Origin of the sequence: Saccharothrix australiensis, assembly GCF_003634935.1 — a bacterium.
GTDB classification, from domain to species: domain Bacteria; phylum Actinomycetota; class Actinomycetes; order Mycobacteriales; family Pseudonocardiaceae; genus Actinosynnema; species Actinosynnema australiense.
Genome location: NZ_RBXO01000001.1, coordinates 3,857,381 through 3,876,159, shown reverse-complemented (window position 1 = coordinate 3,876,159; position 18,779 = coordinate 3,857,381). Strand labels below are relative to the sequence as shown.

Below are 18,779 nucleotides of genomic sequence, written 5' to 3'. Positions count from 1 at the left end.
CGGTACCACTGGTGACACGAGGGCAAGACTGGCGCAGCAGAGGCCCGCTCACAAGCCCTTTACACTCCTTTGAAGCCCCGTGTCGCACGACTGTTGCAATGCCCGCCGGCCCGGACACGGAACGTGCCTGAAAGTTATCCGGCAGGGACTCGGAACTGGAACGGAGCGTTCGATCCCCCTTTTGTTGCAACTGCGACCGCATTTCTTCCGACCCGCGCCCACGTCACGGGGAATGGCCCGGAGAACAGCCGGACGCCATTTCACCCGTTGCGGTCAATCCCGCTCGACCGAACAGTCCCGACCGGTGATCGCACCCCTCCGGATGGCGCATCGACGCGCCGACGGGGAAGCGCGCCCGAGCACGACGCCGTCCGTGTCGGGCGACCTTCGCGGGCGCAACCGCCTGTAATCGGCCGCTCGGGAGTTGTCGCGCCGCGCGGTCCGACGCGGTCGCGGGTCACGGGTCCCGAGTCGTGGGACGCGGGTTCGCGGGAGGCGGGTTGCGAGTCGCGGGACGCCGGTCGCGGGTTCGCGGCGGTGACCGGGTGACGACGTCGCGACCCGCGCCGCGCGTGCGCCGCCCGCGCGGCGCGGGTCGCGAGTTCGTCCACTGTGGATCTTCCAGTGATCGAAAATCCCGATCTTGCAAGGGAATCCAGCCACGTGTGCGCCCGCTCACGGTGTCCGGAATCACCGGTGAACCGGGGTACGAACGGGCTTTCTCGCCCGTCCGTCCACTTAGCATCCAATCGTCCGCCCTCGAAGGAAAGAAGTGTGATGAGCAAGTCGACGCGAGCAAAGGCCATCGTCCGTTACGCGGCGGCGCCGCTGGGCATCCTGCTGTCGGGGGTGCTCGTGCTGGTCGCGTCGCAAGCCGCGTTCTCCGCGCAGACGTCGACCCAGTCGAACACGTGGAGCACCGGCACCATCGACCTGACCAACGACCACGAGGGCAAGGCCGTGTTCGCGGTGGACAATCTCGCGCCGGACACGGGTGACAGCAAGGACGTCGTGGTCACCTACACCGGCGACTACCCGTCGGACATCCGGATGTTCGCCACCTCGCCGGTCGAGCCGAACGGCCCGCTGGCCCGGAACATCACCCTCACCATCCAGCGCGGCACCGGCACCGGCGCGTCGTTCGCCCCGGACCAGGGCGCGCAGTGGACCGGCACGCTGGCCGAGTTCGACTCGATCGGCTCGTACGCGAACGGCGTGCTCGGCTACCGGTCGCCCGGCTCGGTCACCAAGACCTTCCGCATCGCCTACGACTTCTCGCCGACCGGCGACACCTCGGAGCTGATGGGCAAGAACGCCGGCGTCACCTTCACCTGGGCCGCCGAGACCACGGCCTGATCTCCGGGCCGGCCGGGGAGGGCCGACTGATCCGACACGAGGGCACCGCGCGGGAGTCCGCCGAGACCTGGCCGGCCGTGGCCGGGCGGGCGGTCTGCCGCGCGGTGCTCGGCGTCGTGGCCGGCCTGGCGCTCTGGTCGCTCGTGCCACTGGCGATCGGCTGGCACAGCACCGCCGTGGTGTCCGGCTCGATGTCGCCCCGCGTCGAGCGCGGCGACGTGGTGGCGGCCTCGCCGATCGCGGGTGACGCGGTCGCCGCCGGGCAGGTCGTCCTGTTCACCGATCCGGGACCGCGCGACCGGAGGCTCCTGCACCGGGTGCTGTCGGTGAACAGCGACGGGACGCTGGTGACGAAGGGCGACGCGAACCACGACCCCGACGCGACCCCGGTGCCGCCGGAGGACGTGCTGGGCCTGGCGCGGCTGCGCGTCCCGTGGGCCGGGCTGCCCGTGACGTGGCTCGGCGAGGGCCGGTGGCTGCCGCTGTCGGCCACCGCGGGCGCGCTGGCGCTGATCGCGGCGGGCGCGTTCGGACCGGGTCCGCGCACGAGGCGGCAGGCCGTGACGGCGGGGACGGCGCTGCTGGCGCTGGTCGCGCTCGGGGTGACCACGTCGGGGGCCGGGTTCACCGCCGTCACCGCCGCCACCGCGAGCTGGCGGACCGCGCCGCCGTCCGGGTACCCGGCGGCCGTCCTGGCCGACGACCCGCTGTACTACTACCGGCTGGAGGAGACCGCCGGGCCGACCGCGCGGGACGCGTCCGGCAACGGCTACGACGCCGGGTTCCGGGGCTCCCCGCAGTACGGGATGGCCGGCGCGCTGCCCTCCACCCCGGACGCCAAGGCGACCGGGTTCCCGTCGAACACGGGGCTCGGGTTCGCCACCACGACCACGCGGCCCGCGCCGTCGCAGTTCACGTGGGAGGCGTTCCTCAGGGCCGACTACACGTCGTCGGAGAGCACGCTGTTCCAGTTCGTGTCCGACGGCGGCGCGGCGCACTACCGGGTCATGCTGCGCGGCGGTGAGATCAGCCTGCTCCAGAACGCCTCCACCGACCCGCTGACCCTGGGCTCGGGGTACCTGACGAACGGCACCTCCTGGCAGCACGTCGCGATCGTGGTCTCGCAGAGCACCGCGCAGGTGTTCGTCAACGGCAAGGCGAGCCCGGCGACGGCGCTGCGCAAACCGGGCCTGGTGGTGCCGGCCTCGCGCGTGTCGTTCGCCGGTCCGGAGGGCGCGCCGGCGGACAAGCCGTACAAGGGCACGTTGGACGAGGTCGCGATCTACCCGCGAGCGCTGCCCGCGGACCGGGTCCAGGCCCACTACGACGCCCGCTAGCGGCTCGGGGACCCCGTGCACCCGGAGCGTGCGGCACGGCGAGGCAGCCGCGCCGCACGCCCGGTCCCGACCTACAGCCGCTGCCAGAGGGAAGCGACGTTCGGCGGCTCCCAGCCGGTCAGCGAGGTGTGGGCCTGGAGGCAGCGGTAGGACGCGCCGCCGTAGGTCACCTGCGAACCGGCCGGGTAGGAGACGCCCGCCGCCCACGGACCGGTCACCGGCGGGGTCGTGGTCGTCGTGGTGGGCGGCGTGGTGGTGGTCGTCGGCGTGGTGGTGGTCGTCGGGTTGGGGCCGCCACCGGGGCCGACCTGGAGGTCGACGCAGTTGTAGAACGCCATCGCGGTGTCGGCGATGTTCCAGACGGCCAACAGCTTGATGCGGCCGGTGCGGCCACCGAGGCTGACGTCGTGCTTGACCGTGCGGCCGGGCTGGCGGCCGTGGTCGTTGAACTCGGCGATCTTGCTGCCGCCGACGAAGTACTGCCACGTGCTGGTGGAGTGGTTGGCCGTGATCAGCCAGTTGAACGAGACCGAGTCGCCGACCGACGTGGCGGGCCACGCCTTGCGGTCGTCGTTCAGGGGCGCCCAGCGGGCGTCGCCGCCGTGGCAGTTCTGCTGCCCCTTGAGGCCCTCCACGCTCGCCGGCTCGTAGATGATGTCGCCGCAGTTGGACACCTTGCCCGCGGCGCAGTTCGCCTGCCGGCTGGGCGGCGAGGTGATGTAACCGTGCGCGCTGGCCGTGCCGGCCGACACCACGACGATGAACGGGGCGATGCCCACGCCGGCGAGCACCGCCGCGAGCTTGCGTTTCACACTCATTTGTCCAGCTCCTTCGGAGGAGGCCGCAGGGGGCCTCCGGGGCAGGGTCCGACTCCGCGGCGGCCGGATCACGCCGGTGGTGACCGTGCGTGAGCGGGCGGCCACACCCGGAAAAGTGGTCTAGACCATAATCATCAACAGTGGTCCCGTCAAGGAACCCGCCGGACGGCTGGTTCCCGACCGGTCCGGGATGCGCGTCCCCGCGACCTGCGGATTCCGCCCGTCCACGATCTCCGACCCGGAACGCCCGACCGCCGGCCCCCTCGATCGCCGCCACCCGGACCCGGCGACCCGGAACGCCCGACCACCGACCCGCGCAACCCGCGCACCGTGAACCCCGGCCTCCGGCCGCCGGCGGACGTCCTCCGGGCAAATCCCGCGGTCTGCCTGTGACGCGCCGGCCGCCCTGGTATCCCGGTGCAGGACACAGGCGTGGTGCTGGGGGTCGTGATGGCGGTGTGGTTCCGGTTGTGGGGCGGTGTCGAGGCCGAGGTCGATGGCGTGCCGCTCGACCTCGGGCCCGCGAAGCAGCGCGGCGTGCTCGCGGTGCTGCTGGTCGAGGCCAACCGGGTCGTGCCCGCCGACCTGCTGCTCGACCGCCTGTGGGGCGGGCGTCCCCCGCACCGGGCGCGCAGCACGCTGTACAGCTACCTGTCGCGCCTGCGCGCGGTGCTGTCGGTGACGGACGAGGCGCGGCTGGTCCGCCGCTCCGGCGGGTACCAGCTCACCCTGGACGAGCAGCGCGTCGACCTGCACCGGTCCCGCCACCTGGTGGCGCGGGCCCGCGCGGCGGACGACGAGCGGGCGGTGGCGCTGCTGGAGCAGGCGCTGGAGCTGTGGCGGGGCGAGCCGCTGGCCGGCCTGGACAGCCCGTGGGCGGAGGGCCTGCGCGTCGCGCTGGACGGTGAACGGCTGGCCGCCGAGCTGGACCACGCCGACGTGGCGCTGCGCCGCGGCCGGCACGCCGCGCTGCTGCCCGGTCTGGCCGACCGCGCGCGGCGGCACCCGCTGGACGAGCGGATCGCCGCGCAGCTCATGCTGGCCCTCTGCCGCGGCGGTCGCCAGGCCGACGCGCTGGAGCACTACCGGCGGCTCCGCGCCCGGCTGGTCGACGAGCTGGGCACCGACCCCGGCACGCACCTCCAGCAGCTCTACCAGCGCATCCTCACCGCCGACCCCGACCTGGTCGCCCCGGCGGCGGTGACCGCGCGGTCGCCGGTCGCGCCACGCCAGCTGCCCGCCGCGCCCGCGCTGTTCACCGGCCGCGCCCCCGAGTTGGCCGAGCTGGACCGCATCGTCCCGGCCGCGCCCCTCGATGGCCCCGCCGGGAGATCGGACACCCACGAGCCCGCCGGCGCACCCGACACCCGCGGTCCGGGCGGCGCGGCCGGCACCCGCAGTCCCGACGGCAGGCACCGCACCCACGGTCCGGACCACGCGCCCGGCACGAACGCCGACGACGCGCCCGGCGCGGCGGCTCCCGGCGCACCGCCCCGAGCGGCCGGGCACCCGCCGCCGACCGGCGCGACGGTGGTCATCTCGGCCATCGGCGGTGCGGGCGGCATCGGCAAGACCTGGCTCGCGCTGGCCTGGGCCAACCGCCACCGGGAGCGGTTCTCCGACGGTCAGCTGTTCGTGGACCTGCGCGGCTTCAGCCCCACCGGCGAGCCGATGACGCCGGGCGAGGCGCTGCGCGGCTTCCTCGACGCCCTCGGCGTCTCCCCCGACCGCGTGCCGCACGACCTGGACGCCCGCGCCGCCCTGTACCGCAGCCTGACCGCCGAGCGGCGGATGCTGGTCGTGCTGGACAACGCCGCCGCGGTCGACCAGGTGGCGCCGCTGCTGCCCGGCGGCACCTCGTGCACCGTGCTGGTCACCAGCCGGAACCGGCTGCCCGCGCTGGTCGCCCGGCACGGCGCCCGACCGCTGTCCCTCGACGTCCTCACCGACACCGAGTCCCGCGCCCTGCTGACGGCGGCCCTGGGCGCGGCGCGCGTGGCGGCCGAGGAGCCCGCCGCCGCCGACCTGGTCCGGCTGTGCGGCGGGTTCCCGCTGGCGCTGGCGGTGATCGCGGCCCGCGCCGCCGCCGAACCCCACCTGCCGCTGGCGGAGACCGTCGCCGAGCTGCGCGCCTTCGGCGTGGACGCGCTGGACGACAGCGACCCGACGGCGAGCCTGCCCGCCGTGCTGTCCTGGTCCCTGCGCCGGCTCACCGAGCCGCAGCGCACCGCGTTCGCCCTGCTGGGCATCGCGCCCGGACCGGACACCGGCCTGCCGGCCGCCGCCGACCTCGTCGGCGCGTCGCGCCGGGAGACCCGCGCCGTGCTGCGCGCCCTGGCCGACGCCTCGCTGCTCGAACGCACACCCGGCGACCGCTACGCCATGCACGACCTGGTCCGCGCCTACGCCGCCACCCGCGCACACGACACCGTGCCCGAACCGACCCGCGACGCGGCCCTGACCCGCGTGGTCGACTTCTACCTGCACACCGCGCACACCGCCCAGCGGCTGTTCGACCCCCACGTGCCGCTGATCCCGCCGGGACCGCCCGCGCCCGGCGTCCACCCGCACCCGCTGCCCGACCAGCCCACCGCCCTGGCCTGGCTGGACGCCGAGCACCCCCACCTGCTCGCCGCCCAGCAGACCGCGGTCGCCCGGCGCCGCCACCACACCGCCTGGCACCTCGCCTGGAACCTGACCGGCTTCTACCGCCTGCGGGGGCACCTCCGCGACGACCTCGCCGCGTGGCGGGCCGCGCTGGAGGCCGCCGAGCACTTGCCGGACCCGACCACCCGCATCCGCGCCCTCCGCAACCTCGGCCGCGCGCACTCCCGGCTGGGCGGGCACGAGGAGGCCACCGCGCACCTGCACCGGGCGCTCGCCCTCGCCGAGCGCCACCGCGACACCGGCCTGCGGGCCACCATCCACCACGAGCTCGCGGTCGCGTGGGAGCGGCGGGGCGACGACCGCAAGGCCCTCGACCACGCCCGGCACACCCTGGAGCTGCACCGCACCCTCGACAACCCGGTGTGGGAGGCGCGGGCGCTCAACTCGGTCGGGTGGCACGCCGCGCGCCTGGGCGACCACGACACCGCCCGCGCGCACTGCCGGGCCGCGCTCGTCCTGTTCCGACGCCACCACAACCCCGACGGCGAGGCGGCGACGCTGGACAGCCTCGGCTACATCCACTACCACACGCGCCGGCACCACCTGGCCGTCCACTACTACCACCAGGCCCTCGCCCTGTACCGGTCGCTCGGCAACACCTACGAGACCGCCAACACCCTGGACAACCTCGGCCGCCCGCAGGCCGCGCTCGGGCGGCGGGACCGGGCCCGCGCGGTGTGGCGGGAAGCGCTGGAGCTGTACCGGGAACAAGGCCGCCACGCCGACGCGCACCGCGTCCGGCGACGGCTCGACGGGCTCGACGACACCGCCGCGGGCGGCCCCGAGGACCACTGAGCACCTCGTCGACGCGGGTGCGGCGCACCCGATCCCCGGTGGGCGCGGTGGTACGACGACCACCGCAGGTCGAGTGTCCTGAATGGACGGTCAGTCGTCGCGGAGCGCTGCTCGCGGCAACGTGATCCGATGAGGGTTCGTCGCATGAGGCCCGGCGGTGGCGCTCGGCGGCCCCGTCGACCGACCGGACCGCGGCACACCGCGTCGCCGTCATGTGACAACCTGATCACACTCTGGTATCCCGGCGCGGGGCAGCGGACGTGGGACAGGGGGTGGGTCGATGGCGGTGTGGTTCCGGTTGCTGGGCGGCATCGAGGCCGAGGTCGAGGGCGTGCCGGTGGACCTGGGCACCGCCAAGCAGCGCGCGGTGCTGGCGGTGCTGCTGGTCGAGGCGGACCGCCTGGTCCCGGTGGACCGGCTGCTCGCGGGCGTCTGGGGTGAGGACGTGCCCGCCCGTGCCCGCAACTCGCTCTACACCTACCTGTCCGGCCTGCGCGCGGCGCTGGCCGGGGTGGAGGGCGTGCGGTTCGCCCGCGGGCCCGGCGGCTACCGGCTGACCGTGGACGAGCTGACGGTGGACCTGCACCAGTTCCGCGACCTGGTCGCCACGGCCCGGATGGCGGACGACGAGCGCGCGGCGGGCCTGTTCGAGCAGGCGGCGAGCCTGTGGCGGGGTGAGCCGCTGCCGGAGCTGGACACCCCGTGGGCGGTCGGGGTGCGCGCCGCCGCGGAGGGCGAGCGCCAAGCCGCCGAGTCGGACCACGCGGACGTCGCGCTGCGCCTCGGCCGGCACGCCGAGCTGTTGCCCGGCCTGGTCGAACGGGCGCGGCGGCACCCGCTGGACGAGCGGACGGCCGGGCAGCTGATGCTGGCGTGGTACCGCAGCGGTCGGCAGGCCGACGCGCTGGAGCACTACCGACGGGTGCGCGAGCTGCTGGTGGAGGAGCTGGGCGCCGACCCCGGTCCCGCGTTGCAGCGGTTGCACGCGCGCATCCTCGCCGCCGACCCGGAGCTGGCCGCACCACTCGGGCCGGTCGCCACCGCGGCGGCGACGCCGGTCGTGCCGCGCCAGCTGCCCGCACCGCCCCGCCCGTTCACCGGCCGGGCCGACGAGTCCGCGGCGCTGACCGCGGCGCTGGAGCACCCCGGCGACGGGACGACGGTGGTGATCTCGGCGCTGGCCGGGACGGGCGGCATCGGCAAGACCTGGCTCGCGCTGCACTGGGCGCACCACCACCTGGACCGGTTCCCCGACGGGCAGCTGTTCACGGACCTGCGCGGCTTCAGCCCCTCCGGCACGCCGACCGCGCCGGAGGCCGCGTTGCGCGGCTTCCTCGACGCGCTCGGCGTCTCCCCCGACCGCGTGCCCCACGACCTGGACGCCCGCGCCGCGCTGTACCGCAGCCTGGTCGCCGAGCGGCGGATGCTCATCGTGCTGGACAACGCCGCCACCCCGGACCAGGTCGTGCCGCTGCTGCCCGGCAGCCCCTCGTGCACCGTGCTGGTCACCAGCCGGAACCGGCTGCCCGCGCTGGTCGCCCGGCACGGCGCGCAGCCCCTGTCCCTCGGCGTGCTGACCGACGACGAGGGCCGCCGCCTGCTCGACGCCACCCTGGGCCCCGACCGCGCCGACGACGACGAGCCCGCGCTCGCCGAGCTGGTCGCGCTGTGCGGCGGGTTCCCGCTCGCCCTCGGGCTGATCGCCGCGCGCGTGCGCCACCACCTCTCGCCGGCCGAGGCGGTCGCCGAACTGCGCGAGTCGGGCCTGGACGCCCTCGACGCCGACGACCCCACCGCGAGCCTGCCCGCCGTGCTGTCCTGGTCCCTGCGCCGGCTCACCGAGCCGCAGCGCACCGCCTTCGCGCTGCTGGGCAGCGCGCCCGGACCCGACATCGGCCTGCCCGCCGCGACCAGCCTCACCGGCCTGCCCGAGCGGGAGACCCGCGCCGTGCTGCGCACCCTGGTCGACGCCTCGCTGCTCGAACGCACCCCCGGTGGCCGGTACGCCATGCACGACCTGGTCCGCGCCTACGCCGCCACCCACGCCCACGTGCCGGAACCGGTCCGCCACGCGGCACTGGGCCGGGTGGTCGACTTCTACCTGCACACCGCCCACGCCGCCGACCGCGTCTTCGACCCGCACACGCCGCTGATCCCACCGGAGCCGCCCGCGGCGGGCGTCCACCCGCACCCGCTGCCCGACCAGCGCGCCGCCCTGGCCTGGGTGGACGCCGAGCACCCGCACCTGCTCACCGCCCAGCGCACCGCCGCCGACCTCGGCCGCCACCACACCGCCTGGCACTTCGCCCGCGCGCTGACCGGCTTCCACCTGCGGTGGCGGCGCTTCCACGACAGCTTGGCCGTGTGGCAGGCCGCGCTGGAGGCCGCCGAGCACCTGCCGGACCACGGGCCCCACATCCAGGCCCACCGCAACATCGGCGGCGCATGCTCCTCCCTGGGCAGGCACGAGGAGGCCATCGCGCACCTGCACCGGGCGCTCGCGCTGTCCGAGCAGCACCACGACACCCTCCACCAGGCCCACAACCACCACGCGCTGGCGGAGGCGTGGGCGCAGCGCGGTGACGACCACCGGGCGCTCGACCACGCGCGGCGGTCCCTGGAGCTGAACCTCGCCTTCGGCAACCCGGTGTGGGACGCCCGCGCCCTCAACGCCGTGGCCTGGTACGCGACGCGCACCGGCGACCACGACACCGCCCGCGAGCACTGCCTGGCCGCCCTCGACCGGTACCGGGACCACCGGGACCCGCTCGGCGAGGCGGACACCCTGGACACCCTGGGCCTGACCGAGCACCGGAGCGGGCGGCACGAGGAGGCCGTCCGGCAGTACCGCCGGGCGATCGACCGGTACCGCGCGCTCGGCCACGCGTTCCAGGTCGCCGAGACCCTGGACAACTCCGGCCACCCGCACGCCGCCCTCGGCCGGCGCGACGAGGCGCGCGCGGTGTGGCGGGAAGCGCTGGCGCTGTACCGGGGCCAGGGCCGCGAGGCGGAGGCCCGACGCGTCCAGCGGCAGCTCGACGACCTCGACGCCGGTGGCGCCGCCGACGAGGGCCGCTGAGCCCGGACGGGCGGCGGTGCCTGGACGAGCGGCGGTGCCTGGACGCGTGGAGGGTGCCTGGACGCGCGGCGGGTGCCTGGACGGGCGGCGGGTGCCTGGACCACTGCTTGCCGGGGTTGCCGTGGCACTCGATCGGTCACCACCTCCTCGACAGTCCTCACCGGACGCGGGCGGGGTCCGAACCGACGCGTTGAGGGGATCGGTGCCGGTCACCGCAAGCTCCTGAAGGTGACGGGGCGAACGCCCCGGCGGCGCGGGCGTTCCGCCATCCGCCGTACCCGGGCGTGATCGACTCGGTACGGTCGGCCCCGCTGTTCGTGTCATCGGTGCGGAGGTCGGTGGGTTGGGCGCGGTGGTGTCGAACGTCGGCGCGGTCGGCCGGGTCACGGTGGCGGTGGCCGTGACCGACGAGCCGTGGCGGCTCGGGGTGGACGCGCTGGTCGTGCCCGTCGGCGGGCAGCTCGGCCTCCTCGGCGCGGCGCTGCACCGGCACGTGCCGAGCTTCCGGACGGCGCGCGTCGACCTGGCGAGCATCCCGGCGTCCCGGCCGAGGATCGTCCAGCTCGACCCGGACGCGCCGCTGCGGCACGTCGTGCTGGCGTCGCCGCACGGCGCCTCGGGCGGGGTCGACCCGGTCTCGGTCGGCGTGGCGACCCGGTCGGCGGTGGCGGCGGCGGACCGCGCCGGCGCGACGAGCCTCGCCCTGCCGCTGCTGGCCACGGGCGCGCTGGGCATCCCGCACGGCACGGCGGCGGCGGTCGCCGTGCCCGCCGTCGTGGCCGCCCTGCGGTCGGCGCGCACGCTGGAGCTGGTCGTGTTCGTCGGCATGAACCCCGACCTGCCCGACCTGATCGCGACCCACTGGGACCGGCCGGACGTCACGACACCGGCCGACCGGGCGGCGGCGCCGGACGTCGACCTCGCGGGCGGCGTGACCAGCGACCTGGTGCCCTCCGCGCCGATACCCCTGGAGCGGGACCGGCTGGGCGTCGGCACGTACGTGTCGATGCTCGCCACCGTGATCGCGCAGCGGGCGACGCCGACGCCGCTGTCCATCGGCGTGTTCGGCGAGTGGGGTTCGGGCAAGAGCTTCTTCATGGGGATGCTGCGCGGCCGGGTCGACGAGCTGGCGGGCTCGGGCTCCCCGGAGTACTGCCACCGCGTGGTGCAGATCGGCTTCAACGCGTGGCACTACGTCGACACCGACCTGTGGGTGAGCCTCGCCGAGGTGATCTTCCGGGCGCTGGCCGAGCCCGACCGGGGACCGGAGCCGCAGCGCAGCGAGCTCCAGCGCGTGCTGGCGGGGAAGGTGGGCGAGCGCGCCGGGCTGGACGACCACGCGCGGGAGGTCGCGCGGCTCAAGGCGGAGGTCGACCGGACCGACGGCGAGCACGTCGCCCGGACCCGCGACCTGGTGGCGGCGCTGCGCTCCTCCCCCGCGGCGCGCCGGCTGGAGAGGGCCGGGCGGCGCGTCGGCGTCACCGACGACGTGGCGCGGGCCCGCCTGCTGTCCCGCGAGCTGCGCGGCCTCCGGCCCGACGCGGACACCGTGCGGGGCCTTCCGGCGCACCGCGCCGGGCAGGCCGCCCTGGTCACCGCCGCCGCGGTGCTGTGCGCCTGCGCCGCGACCGCGGTGGCCGCGCCCCTCGTGTCCTGGCTGGGTGCGCTGGTGGGCGCGGGACTCGGCGTCGTCGGCGGTGGCCTGCTCCTGAGGGCCCGCGCCGGCGTGGACGACCTGCGTGCGTTGGCCGACGACCTGCGCACCGGCGCGGACCGGAGCGGCGGACCGGGTGGCGCGCGGGCGGCCGACGACCCGCGCACCCGCGCGAACCGGGCCGCCGGACCGGGCGGCGAGCACCTGGCGGACGACCCGCGCACCCGCGTGGACCGCGCCGGCGGGCGCGTGGCCGACGCCGTCGCGGTGCTGCGCGAAGCCGAAGCGGCCCACCTCGTGGCCAGGGCGCGCCTCGACCGGGCCGTCGCCCGCGGCGGCGCGCCGGGCCGGGCGTCGGCCGAGGCGGACCCGTCCCGCCGCATGTCCGCGTTCCTGCGCGCGCACGGCGACGCCCGCGCGCCGCGCCCCGGCGTGATCTCCGCGTTGCGCGAGGACTTCGAGCACCTGGTGGCCCTGCTGGCGCACTGGCGTGCCAACCCCGACGCCGACCCGGACCGCCGACCCGTCGACCGCGTCGTCCTGCACATCGACGACCTGGACCGCTGCGAGCCCGCGCAGGTGGTGCAGGTGCTGGAGGCCGTCCACCTGCTGCTGGCCCTGGACCTCTTCGTGGTGGTCGTGGGCGTGGACCCGCGCTGGCTGCTCGGGTCCGTGCGCGCCCACTACACCGGGCTCCTGGACCACGCCGACGCCTCCGCGCCGCCGGCCATCCCGCCGGAGGACTACCTGGAGAAGATCATCAACATCCCGTTCGCCCTGCCACGCATGGGCGCGGGCAGCCTCGGCTCGGTGCTGCGCTCGATGACCGACGCCGAACGGCCGCCGACCACCGAGCCGCCGACCACCGAGCCGCCGACCGCCGAGGCGCGCCGCCACCACCACGCCGCCGACCTGACCATCGAACCCGGCGCACCGCTGGCGGACCTCGGCCGACCGGCGCCCGCCCGTCCGCTGACGCCGGGCGAACTCGACTTCCTGGACGCGCTGGAGCCCCTCGTCGACACGCCGAGGGCGGCGAAGCGGCTGTTCAACGTCTACCGCATGATCCGGGCCACGCGGGACCTCAGCGCGGCGGCCCGCTTCCTCGGCGACGAGGACCGCCCCGGCGAGTTCCAGGCGGTCGTGGTCCTGCTCGGCGTCGTCGCCGGCGCGCCCGCCCTCGCACCGGCCGTGCTCGGCGCGCCCAGGGGCAGCGGCACCCGCGGCGGCCTGATCCACCGCGACCCCGCCGAGTCCTGGTCGACCTTCGTGGCCGACCTGTTCCCCCGCGAAGGCCGCTCGCCGGTCACCGGGGCCGTGACGGCCGCCGAGGCCGACTCGTGGCTGCGCCTGTACCAGGGCCTCCAGCCGATCACCCGCAAGGTCACCCTGCCCGACCTGACGGCCTTCCGGACGTGGACGCCCCACGTCCGCCGCTTCTCGTACACCAATCGGTGACGGCCGGGTCCGCGACGCGCGGCCGGCGCCGGGCCTTCCCGCACCGGCTCCCGCCCTGGCGCGGTCGTGCCCACCGGGGTCGAATCCCTTTCCCTTTGTTGCCGCAACTAAGTAGTATCGACTTCCTGTGACGTCCGTCATATCTGCGAGGAGCCGTACATGCCCGTACGCAGACGACCCACCGCCCTGGTGGCGTTCAGCGCCCTCGTCCTGCTCGGCACCGCGACGCCGGCGCACGCCGCGCCCGAACCGCAGGACCCGGTCATGCTCGCCGCCACGTGCAGCGAGACACCCCGCGAGCTGCCGATCAACCAGTTCACCGACCACCGCGAGCTGGGTGTCGAACTGGACCGCATCGAACGGGTCAGCGGGGGCAAGGTCCAGGTGGACCTGCTCGGCCGGAGCAACCGCGGCCGCGACATCTGGTCGGCCAGGGTCGGCACCGGCCGCAAGGCGGTACTGCTGACCAGCGAGATCCACGGCAACGAGAAGACCGGCACGGACGCGTTGCTGTCCCTGCTCGACTGGGTCGGCACCAGCGACAGCGCCAAGGCCAGGCGCTGGCGCAGCGAGCTGACCATCGTGGCCATACCCAAGATGAACCCCGACGGCGCCGAACTGGACCGCCGCGGCAACGACATGACCTGGCAGGAGGTGACCGCGCGGTTCCCCCAGCTGCGGGGCAGCCGGCCGGCGTGGAACTACTACACCGGGTCGATCCAGGGTGACGACTACGCCGCCCGGCCCGGATTCGACATCAACCGCGACTACAACCCGGACCTGGACTACCTGCCGCGCAAGGAGGACTTCCCCGGCACCTCGGCGCAGCCCGGCTGGTTCATCTCACCGGAGACGCGCATCGTCCGGGACGTCTACCGCGGGCTCACCGCCGAGTTCGGCAAGGTCGACACCTACGTCGACCTGCACCACCAGGGCGCGTGCTACGTCATGCCCGACGACCACGACGAGTTCGTCACGCTGTCCATCTCGGGCAAGTTCGTCGACGACCCGGCGGCCACGCCGGGCCTCGCGAAGTACGCGGGCAAGTACGACCTGAACTACTCGAAGCGGTTGAACGTCGCGGTGCACAACGCGTTGCAGGCCGCGGCGGCCAACCGGCCGGTGTTCGGCAACGTCACGCTGTACCCGCAGGACATCAACCTGCCGGGCACCGGTCTCGGCTCCTTCGCGCTCAACGGCAGCGGCGCGGTGCTGTTCGAGGTCCGCGGGCAGACCCAGACCCTGGGGCAGCAGCACCGCGCCACCCTGACGCGGAGCGTCTACATCGGACTCGACGGGATGCTGTCCAGCATCGCCAGCGGCCAGGTGCACCGGCTCTCGCCGGCCGACTACGACCGGATCCCCCCGCGCGGGCCGAACATCGGCGGTCTGGACGAAGATGCTGTGTTGAATGGCCCGACTCCGTCGGGCGGCTCGGCCGCCTTCTAGTCGGCGGCACACGGGGCGAGTCCCGCCGATCGAAAAGCGTGATCGGCGGGACTCGCGCCGTGAACCACCGACGCGACTGTGTTGGATTTGCCCTCCTCCGTCGGGCGGCTCGGCCGCCTTTGAGTCGGCGGCACACGGGGCGGGTTCTGCCGATCGAAAAGCGTGATCGGCAGAACCCGCGCCGTGAACCACCGACGCGGCCTCGCGGGGGGCGCGGGGGCACGGGCGGGGGTGTGGCGTGGGCTGTGGGCTATTGGCGTGGAGTGGTTGCGGGGTGGCGTTCGTCGGCGTTCGCCAGTAGGAAGTAGATCACCGGTAGGACGAACTCCGTCGCGGTGAGCACCACCTGGAACCAGTGCGGCTGCCCGTGCACCGCCATCGACAGCACCCGGCCGACACCGCCGAGCAGCAGGATCCCCGCCAGCCACCGCACCGCCGTCGCGGGCACCGGACGCTGCCGCGCCGCCCACAGCCAGGCCAGGCCGTAGCCGAGGAACACCGCGTTGTAGAACCGCTCACGGCTGTCGACGGTCGCGCCGGCCGCCCCTTCACCCGGCACGGAATCGATGCCCCACCCCAGGTGGAACAGACCGATCGCCACGCAGGCGACCCCCATCGCGGCCACCAGCCACCGGAGCACCCCGGCCATCGCACCCCCCTTAGTAGACGTGTGACTACTAAGGGGACGCTACGGATCTTGGTGAACACGTGTCAAGTAGGCTGTGGCCCCATGACCGCCAGACGCCGCCTCGACCCCGCGCGGCGGCGGGCCGAGCTGATCGACGTGGGCGCGCGGCTGTTCGCCGCCAAGCCGTACGACCAGGTGCTGATGGAGGACGTCGCCGAGCAGGCCGGGATCTCCCGCGCGCTGCTGTACCGGTACTTCCCCGCCAAGCGGGACCTGTTCGCGGCGATCTACCGGCAGGCCGCGGCCGGGCTGCTGGCCGCGTCGGAGTTCGACGGGTCGGGCACCCTGGTCGAGCAGCTGACCGCCGCGCTGGAGGCGCACCTGGACTACTTCGCCGCCAACCGCCACGCGGTGCTCGCCGCGAACCGGGAGCTGGCGGGCGACCCGGTGATCCAGGCCGTCATCGCCGACGAGTTCTCGGTGCTGCGGCAACGCCTGCTCGACGCCGCCGGCCTGGAGGGGCACGTGCGCGAGGTGGTCTCGGCGGCGACGATGGCGTGGCTGGTGTTCGTCCGGACGCTGTGCGTCGAGTGGCTGGTCGACGACGCCTTCTCCCGTGCGGAGTTGCGCGACGTGTGCGTCGGTGCGCTGCTGGGCGCGCTGGAACCCGTCCTCGACATCAGTCCTCTGTAGACGGTCGGCCCGGCCGGGTGGCGCGTGGGAACGCCGAACCCGGCCGGGCCGCACCCCCACCCGCCGGTCAGCCGTGCACGGCCTGGAACATGCCGGGCTCGTAGGAACCCGCCGGGGTACGCGTGATCACGTTCATCCGGTTGGCCGCGTTGATCAGGGCGACCAGGCACACCAGCGCGGCGACCTGCTCCTCGTCGTGGTGCTCGCGCACCGCCGCCCAGGTCTCGTCGGAGACGCCCTGGTGCGCGTCGGCGATGCGCGTGCCCTCCTCCGCGAACGCGAGCGCGGCCCGCTCGGCGGCGGTGTACACGGTGGCCTCGCGCCAGGTGGCGACCAGGTTGAGCCGCACCGCCGTCTCCCCCGCCGCCGCGGCGTCCTTGGTGTGCATGTCCACGCAGAAGCCGCAGCCGTTGATCTGGCTCGCGCGCAGCGCCACCAGCTCCTGGGTGGACTTCGGCAGCGACGACTGCATGACCGGCACGGCGGTGTTGGCGAAGCGCTTGGCGAACTTGGCGCCGAGTTCGTTCTGCATCAGGTCGAAACGGGGTTCCATGACTGGTCCTCACTCGTGGTGTTGCGTGCTGCCGCACTGGACGAACACCAGATGCCGGCGGCCCGACCCCTGTGACACCGCCACCGCGTGACCTGCGCCACCGGACGTGTGGACGCGACCGCGCGTCCGGTGCGCCACCCCCCACGAGACCGGGGTCCGCGTCACGTACGTTTGGCGTCCGAAGACGACGGTCGGGGGTTTCGCACCACCCGGATGTCACAGACCGACGAGGTCCGGCGTCTGGTGGTCGACACCGTCGAAGTGAAGTGGAGCCGCCATGAAGCCCTGGACGTCGCAGGCCGCACCCCAGGACACCGCCGGGGCACCGGGCCGGGACGACCCTGCCGGTTCCGCCACCGACACGTTCGTCGCGCACCGCAACCTGCTGTTCACCGTCGCCTACGAGATGCTCGGCTCGGCCGCCGACGCCGAGGACGTCCTCCAGGAGACCTGGTTGCGCTGGGCGGGCGTCGACCTCGACGAGGTGCGCGACCGGCGCGCGTACCTGGTCCGCATCACCACCCGCCAGGCACTCACCCGGCTCCGGACGCTGGGCAGGCGCAAGGAGTCCTACGTCGGCCCCTGGCTGCCCGAACCGCTGCTCACCGCGCCCGACGTGGCCGAGGACGTCGAGCTGGCCGACAGCCTCTCGATGGCCATGCTGCTGGTGCTGGAGACGCTCACGCCGACCGAGCGGGCGGTGTTCGTGCTGCGCGAGGTGTTCGCCCTGGAGTACGACGAGATCGCGGACGCCGTCGAGAAGACCCCGGCGGCGGTCCGCCAGATCGCCCACCGGGCGCGGGCGCACGTCGCCGCGCGCCGCCCGCGCGGCGCCGCCTCACCGACCGCCACCCGCGACGCCCTCGACGCGTTCCGGCGTGCGGTGGAGACCGGCGACCTCCAGGGCCTGCTGGACGTCCTCGCGCCGGACGTCGTCCTCCTCGGCGACGGCGGCGGGGTCAAGCAGGCCGTCCTGCGGCCCGTCGCGGGCGCGGACAAGGTGGCGCGCCTGCTGGCCGTCGGCATCGGCCGCCTCGCCGGCCGGGTGTCGCTGGAACCGGTGCAGGCCAACGGGCACCCGGCGCTGGCGCTCCGGATCGACGGCGAGTTCGACAGCGTCGTGGCGATGCGGATCGACGACGGCCTCGTCACCGGCCTCTACACCGTGCGCAACCCGGAGAAGCTGTCGCGCATGCAGCGGGAGACCGTCCTGCGCCGCTGAGCCCGGAACGCGGCCCGGCGGCGGAGCGCGATCGGGGTGCGCGGCAGGGGATGCGCGACGGGGGATGCGCGATCAGGGGCGCGCTACCAGGGGCGCGACCGCCACACCGCGGACGGCCGTGCCCGCCGGTCCCCCGTCGCTCGGACCGCTCACCGACGCAGGGCCGACAGCAGCAGCGCCTCGTGCCGCCGGACCAGCGCGCGGTCGGCCGTGGCCCACGCGACCGCGTCGCGCGCGTGCGCGCGGCGGGTCGCGGTCAGCGCCGTGTCGTGGGACTTGGCGCCCTCGACGTCGATGACGCGGGTCTGCTGCCGGAGCACCGCCGCGACCAGCCGTTCGGCTTCGACGTCGCCGTACCCGTCCCGCAGCTCGCGCAGGTGCGCCGCCTGGTCGGCGATCGGCACCGCGCCGAGCGTCTGGACGCACCACGTCCAGGCCAGGTAGCCCAGGTCGTCCAGGCGGTCGCCGGGACGGCAGGCGGACCAGTCGATGAACGCCACCGGCAGCCCGTCCCGGACGATGGTGTTGAACGGTCCGGGGTCGCCGTGGACGACGCACTCGCGATCGCCGGCGAGGGGGTGGCCGGTGGTGAGGTCGTGCAGCTCGCGGAGCATGGCTCCGGCGCGGGCGTAAGCGCCGTCGGCGCGCTGCGTGGGGTGGTCGGTGGTCCGGCCGGGGAGGTAGGTCAGCACGTCGCGGCCCTCGTCGTCCACACCCAGGTGGCGAGGCGCGTGGGCGTAGCCGACGGCCTCCAGGTGCCGCAGCACCTCCGCGGCGTAGTCGGAGCGGGGGCCGCGCGAGCGCCGCACGGTGTCCCCGACGCGGACGACGACCTCGGTGTCGTGCCCGCCTGCGAGGGGTTCGCTGGCCGTGTCCGTCACGCCGGCAATGATCGACTCGGCGGGGAGCGGCGTCAACCCCGCGGCACGCCCGACGACGGGCGGCGGCCGTGTTCAGGACGGGTCGCGGTCAGGCCGACGGATCGCGGCCAGGCTCGGAACGGGTCGCGGCCAAGCCGACGGTCGCGCTCAAGCCGACGAATCGCCGCCGCGCTGGCGGCTCGCGGCCAA

Annotated in this window: 12 protein-coding genes; 8 read left to right on the top strand and 4 right to left on the bottom strand. The window is 74.8% G+C overall.

Annotation, left to right across the window (positions count from 1 at the left end; genetic code table 11):
- Positions 1–777: 777 nt before the first annotated feature.
- Both C8E97_RS16700 and C8E97_RS16695 read left to right on the top strand, forming a co-directional pair.
- Positions 778–1,356: a hypothetical protein gene (locus C8E97_RS16700; RefSeq protein ID WP_121006565.1), complete on the top strand. Its 579-nt coding sequence runs from the start codon at positions 778–780 to the stop codon at positions 1,354–1,356.
- 77 nt (positions 1,357–1,433) lie between these two features.
- Entirely contained in the window at positions 1,434–2,693 is a 1,260-nt protein-coding gene (locus C8E97_RS16695; RefSeq protein WP_121006563.1) for a signal peptidase I, read from the top strand.
- A gap of 71 nt (positions 2,694–2,764) precedes the next feature.
- Here the strand turns inward: C8E97_RS16695 and C8E97_RS16690 are convergent, their stop codons facing one another.
- Positions 2,765–3,511, bottom strand: coding sequence for a lytic polysaccharide monooxygenase (locus C8E97_RS16690; protein ID WP_121006561.1), 747 nt, complete (start codon positions 3,509–3,511; stop codon positions 2,765–2,767).
- Between the two features lie 417 nt (positions 3,512–3,928).
- Here C8E97_RS16690 and C8E97_RS16685 point away from each other — a divergent pair, with 417 nt between their 5' ends.
- From C8E97_RS16685 to C8E97_RS16670, 4 genes are all read left to right on the top strand, one after another.
- Positions 3,929–6,973: an AfsR/SARP family transcriptional regulator gene (locus C8E97_RS16685; protein WP_147455143.1), complete on the top strand. Its 3,045-nt coding sequence runs from the start codon at positions 3,929–3,931 to the stop codon at positions 6,971–6,973.
- A 280-nt stretch (positions 6,974–7,253) separates the two neighbouring features.
- On the top strand, positions 7,254–10,052 hold the full coding sequence (locus C8E97_RS16680) for an AfsR/SARP family transcriptional regulator (protein WP_121006557.1): 2,799 nt from the start codon (positions 7,254–7,256) through the stop codon (positions 10,050–10,052).
- A gap of 352 nt (positions 10,053–10,404) precedes the next feature.
- The gene (locus tag C8E97_RS16675) at positions 10,405–13,164 is read left to right on the top strand and encodes a P-loop NTPase fold protein (protein ID WP_246019375.1); all 2,760 of its coding nucleotides are present in this window, start codon (positions 10,405–10,407) and stop codon (positions 13,162–13,164) included.
- Positions 13,165–13,323: 159 nt separating this feature from the next.
- On the top strand, positions 13,324–14,613 hold the full coding sequence (locus tag C8E97_RS16670; protein WP_121006553.1) for a M14 family zinc carboxypeptidase: 1,290 nt from the start codon (positions 13,324–13,326) through the stop codon (positions 14,611–14,613).
- A 250-nt stretch (positions 14,614–14,863) separates the two neighbouring features.
- On the opposite strand, the gene C8E97_RS16665 is transcribed toward C8E97_RS16670, so the two are convergent.
- Positions 14,864–15,262 carry a DUF4345 domain-containing protein gene (locus C8E97_RS16665; protein ID WP_121006551.1) on the bottom strand — a complete coding sequence of 133 codons (399 nt, stop codon included), beginning with the start codon at positions 15,260–15,262 and terminating at the stop codon, positions 14,864–14,866.
- A gap of 81 nt (positions 15,263–15,343) precedes the next feature.
- Here C8E97_RS16665 and C8E97_RS16660 point away from each other — a divergent pair, with 81 nt between their 5' ends.
- Positions 15,344–15,934 (top strand): TetR/AcrR family transcriptional regulator, encoded by a 591-nt coding sequence (locus tag C8E97_RS16660; RefSeq protein ID WP_121006549.1) that lies wholly within the window; start codon positions 15,344–15,346, stop codon positions 15,932–15,934.
- Between the two features lie 67 nt (positions 15,935–16,001).
- On the opposite strand, the gene C8E97_RS16655 is transcribed toward C8E97_RS16660, so the two are convergent.
- Entirely contained in the window at positions 16,002–16,487 is a 486-nt protein-coding gene (locus C8E97_RS16655) for a carboxymuconolactone decarboxylase family protein (RefSeq protein ID WP_121006547.1), read from the bottom strand.
- A 277-nt stretch (positions 16,488–16,764) separates the two neighbouring features.
- On the opposite strand from C8E97_RS16655, the gene C8E97_RS16650 reads away from it, so the two are divergent.
- A complete protein-coding gene (locus C8E97_RS16650) occupies positions 16,765–17,709 on the top strand; it encodes an RNA polymerase sigma-70 factor (RefSeq protein WP_121006545.1) in 945 nt (314 codons plus the stop codon).
- A 149-nt stretch (positions 17,710–17,858) separates the two neighbouring features.
- Here the strand turns inward: C8E97_RS16650 and C8E97_RS16645 are convergent, their stop codons facing one another.
- Complete coding sequence (locus C8E97_RS16645) at positions 17,859–18,590, bottom strand: aminoglycoside phosphotransferase family protein (protein ID WP_121006543.1); 732 nt, start codon at positions 18,588–18,590, stop codon at positions 17,859–17,861.
- Positions 18,591–18,779: the final 189 nt, after the last annotated feature.

Coding starts and splice junctions, on each gene's coding strand:
- C8E97_RS16690 (WP_121006561.1), bottom strand. CDS start 3,511: ATGAGTGTGAAACGCAAGCTCGCGGCGGTGCTCGCCGGCGTGGGCATC.
- C8E97_RS16680 (WP_121006557.1), top strand. CDS start 7,254: ATGGCGGTGTGGTTCCGGTTGCTGGGCGGCATCGAGGCCGAGGTCGAG.
- C8E97_RS16660 (WP_121006549.1), top strand. CDS start 15,344: ATGACCGCCAGACGCCGCCTCGACCCCGCGCGGCGGCGGGCCGAGCTG.
- C8E97_RS16650 (WP_121006545.1), top strand. CDS start 16,765: ATGAAGCCCTGGACGTCGCAGGCCGCACCCCAGGACACCGCCGGGGCA.
- C8E97_RS16670 (WP_121006553.1), top strand. CDS start 13,324: ATGCCCGTACGCAGACGACCCACCGCCCTGGTGGCGTTCAGCGCCCTC.
- C8E97_RS16665 (WP_121006551.1), bottom strand. CDS start 15,262: ATGGCCGGGGTGCTCCGGTGGCTGGTGGCCGCGATGGGGGTCGCCTGC.
- C8E97_RS16655 (WP_121006547.1), bottom strand. CDS start 16,487: ATGGAACCCCGTTTCGACCTGATGCAGAACGAACTCGGCGCCAAGTTC.
- C8E97_RS16700 (WP_121006565.1), top strand. CDS start 778: ATGAGCAAGTCGACGCGAGCAAAGGCCATCGTCCGTTACGCGGCGGCG.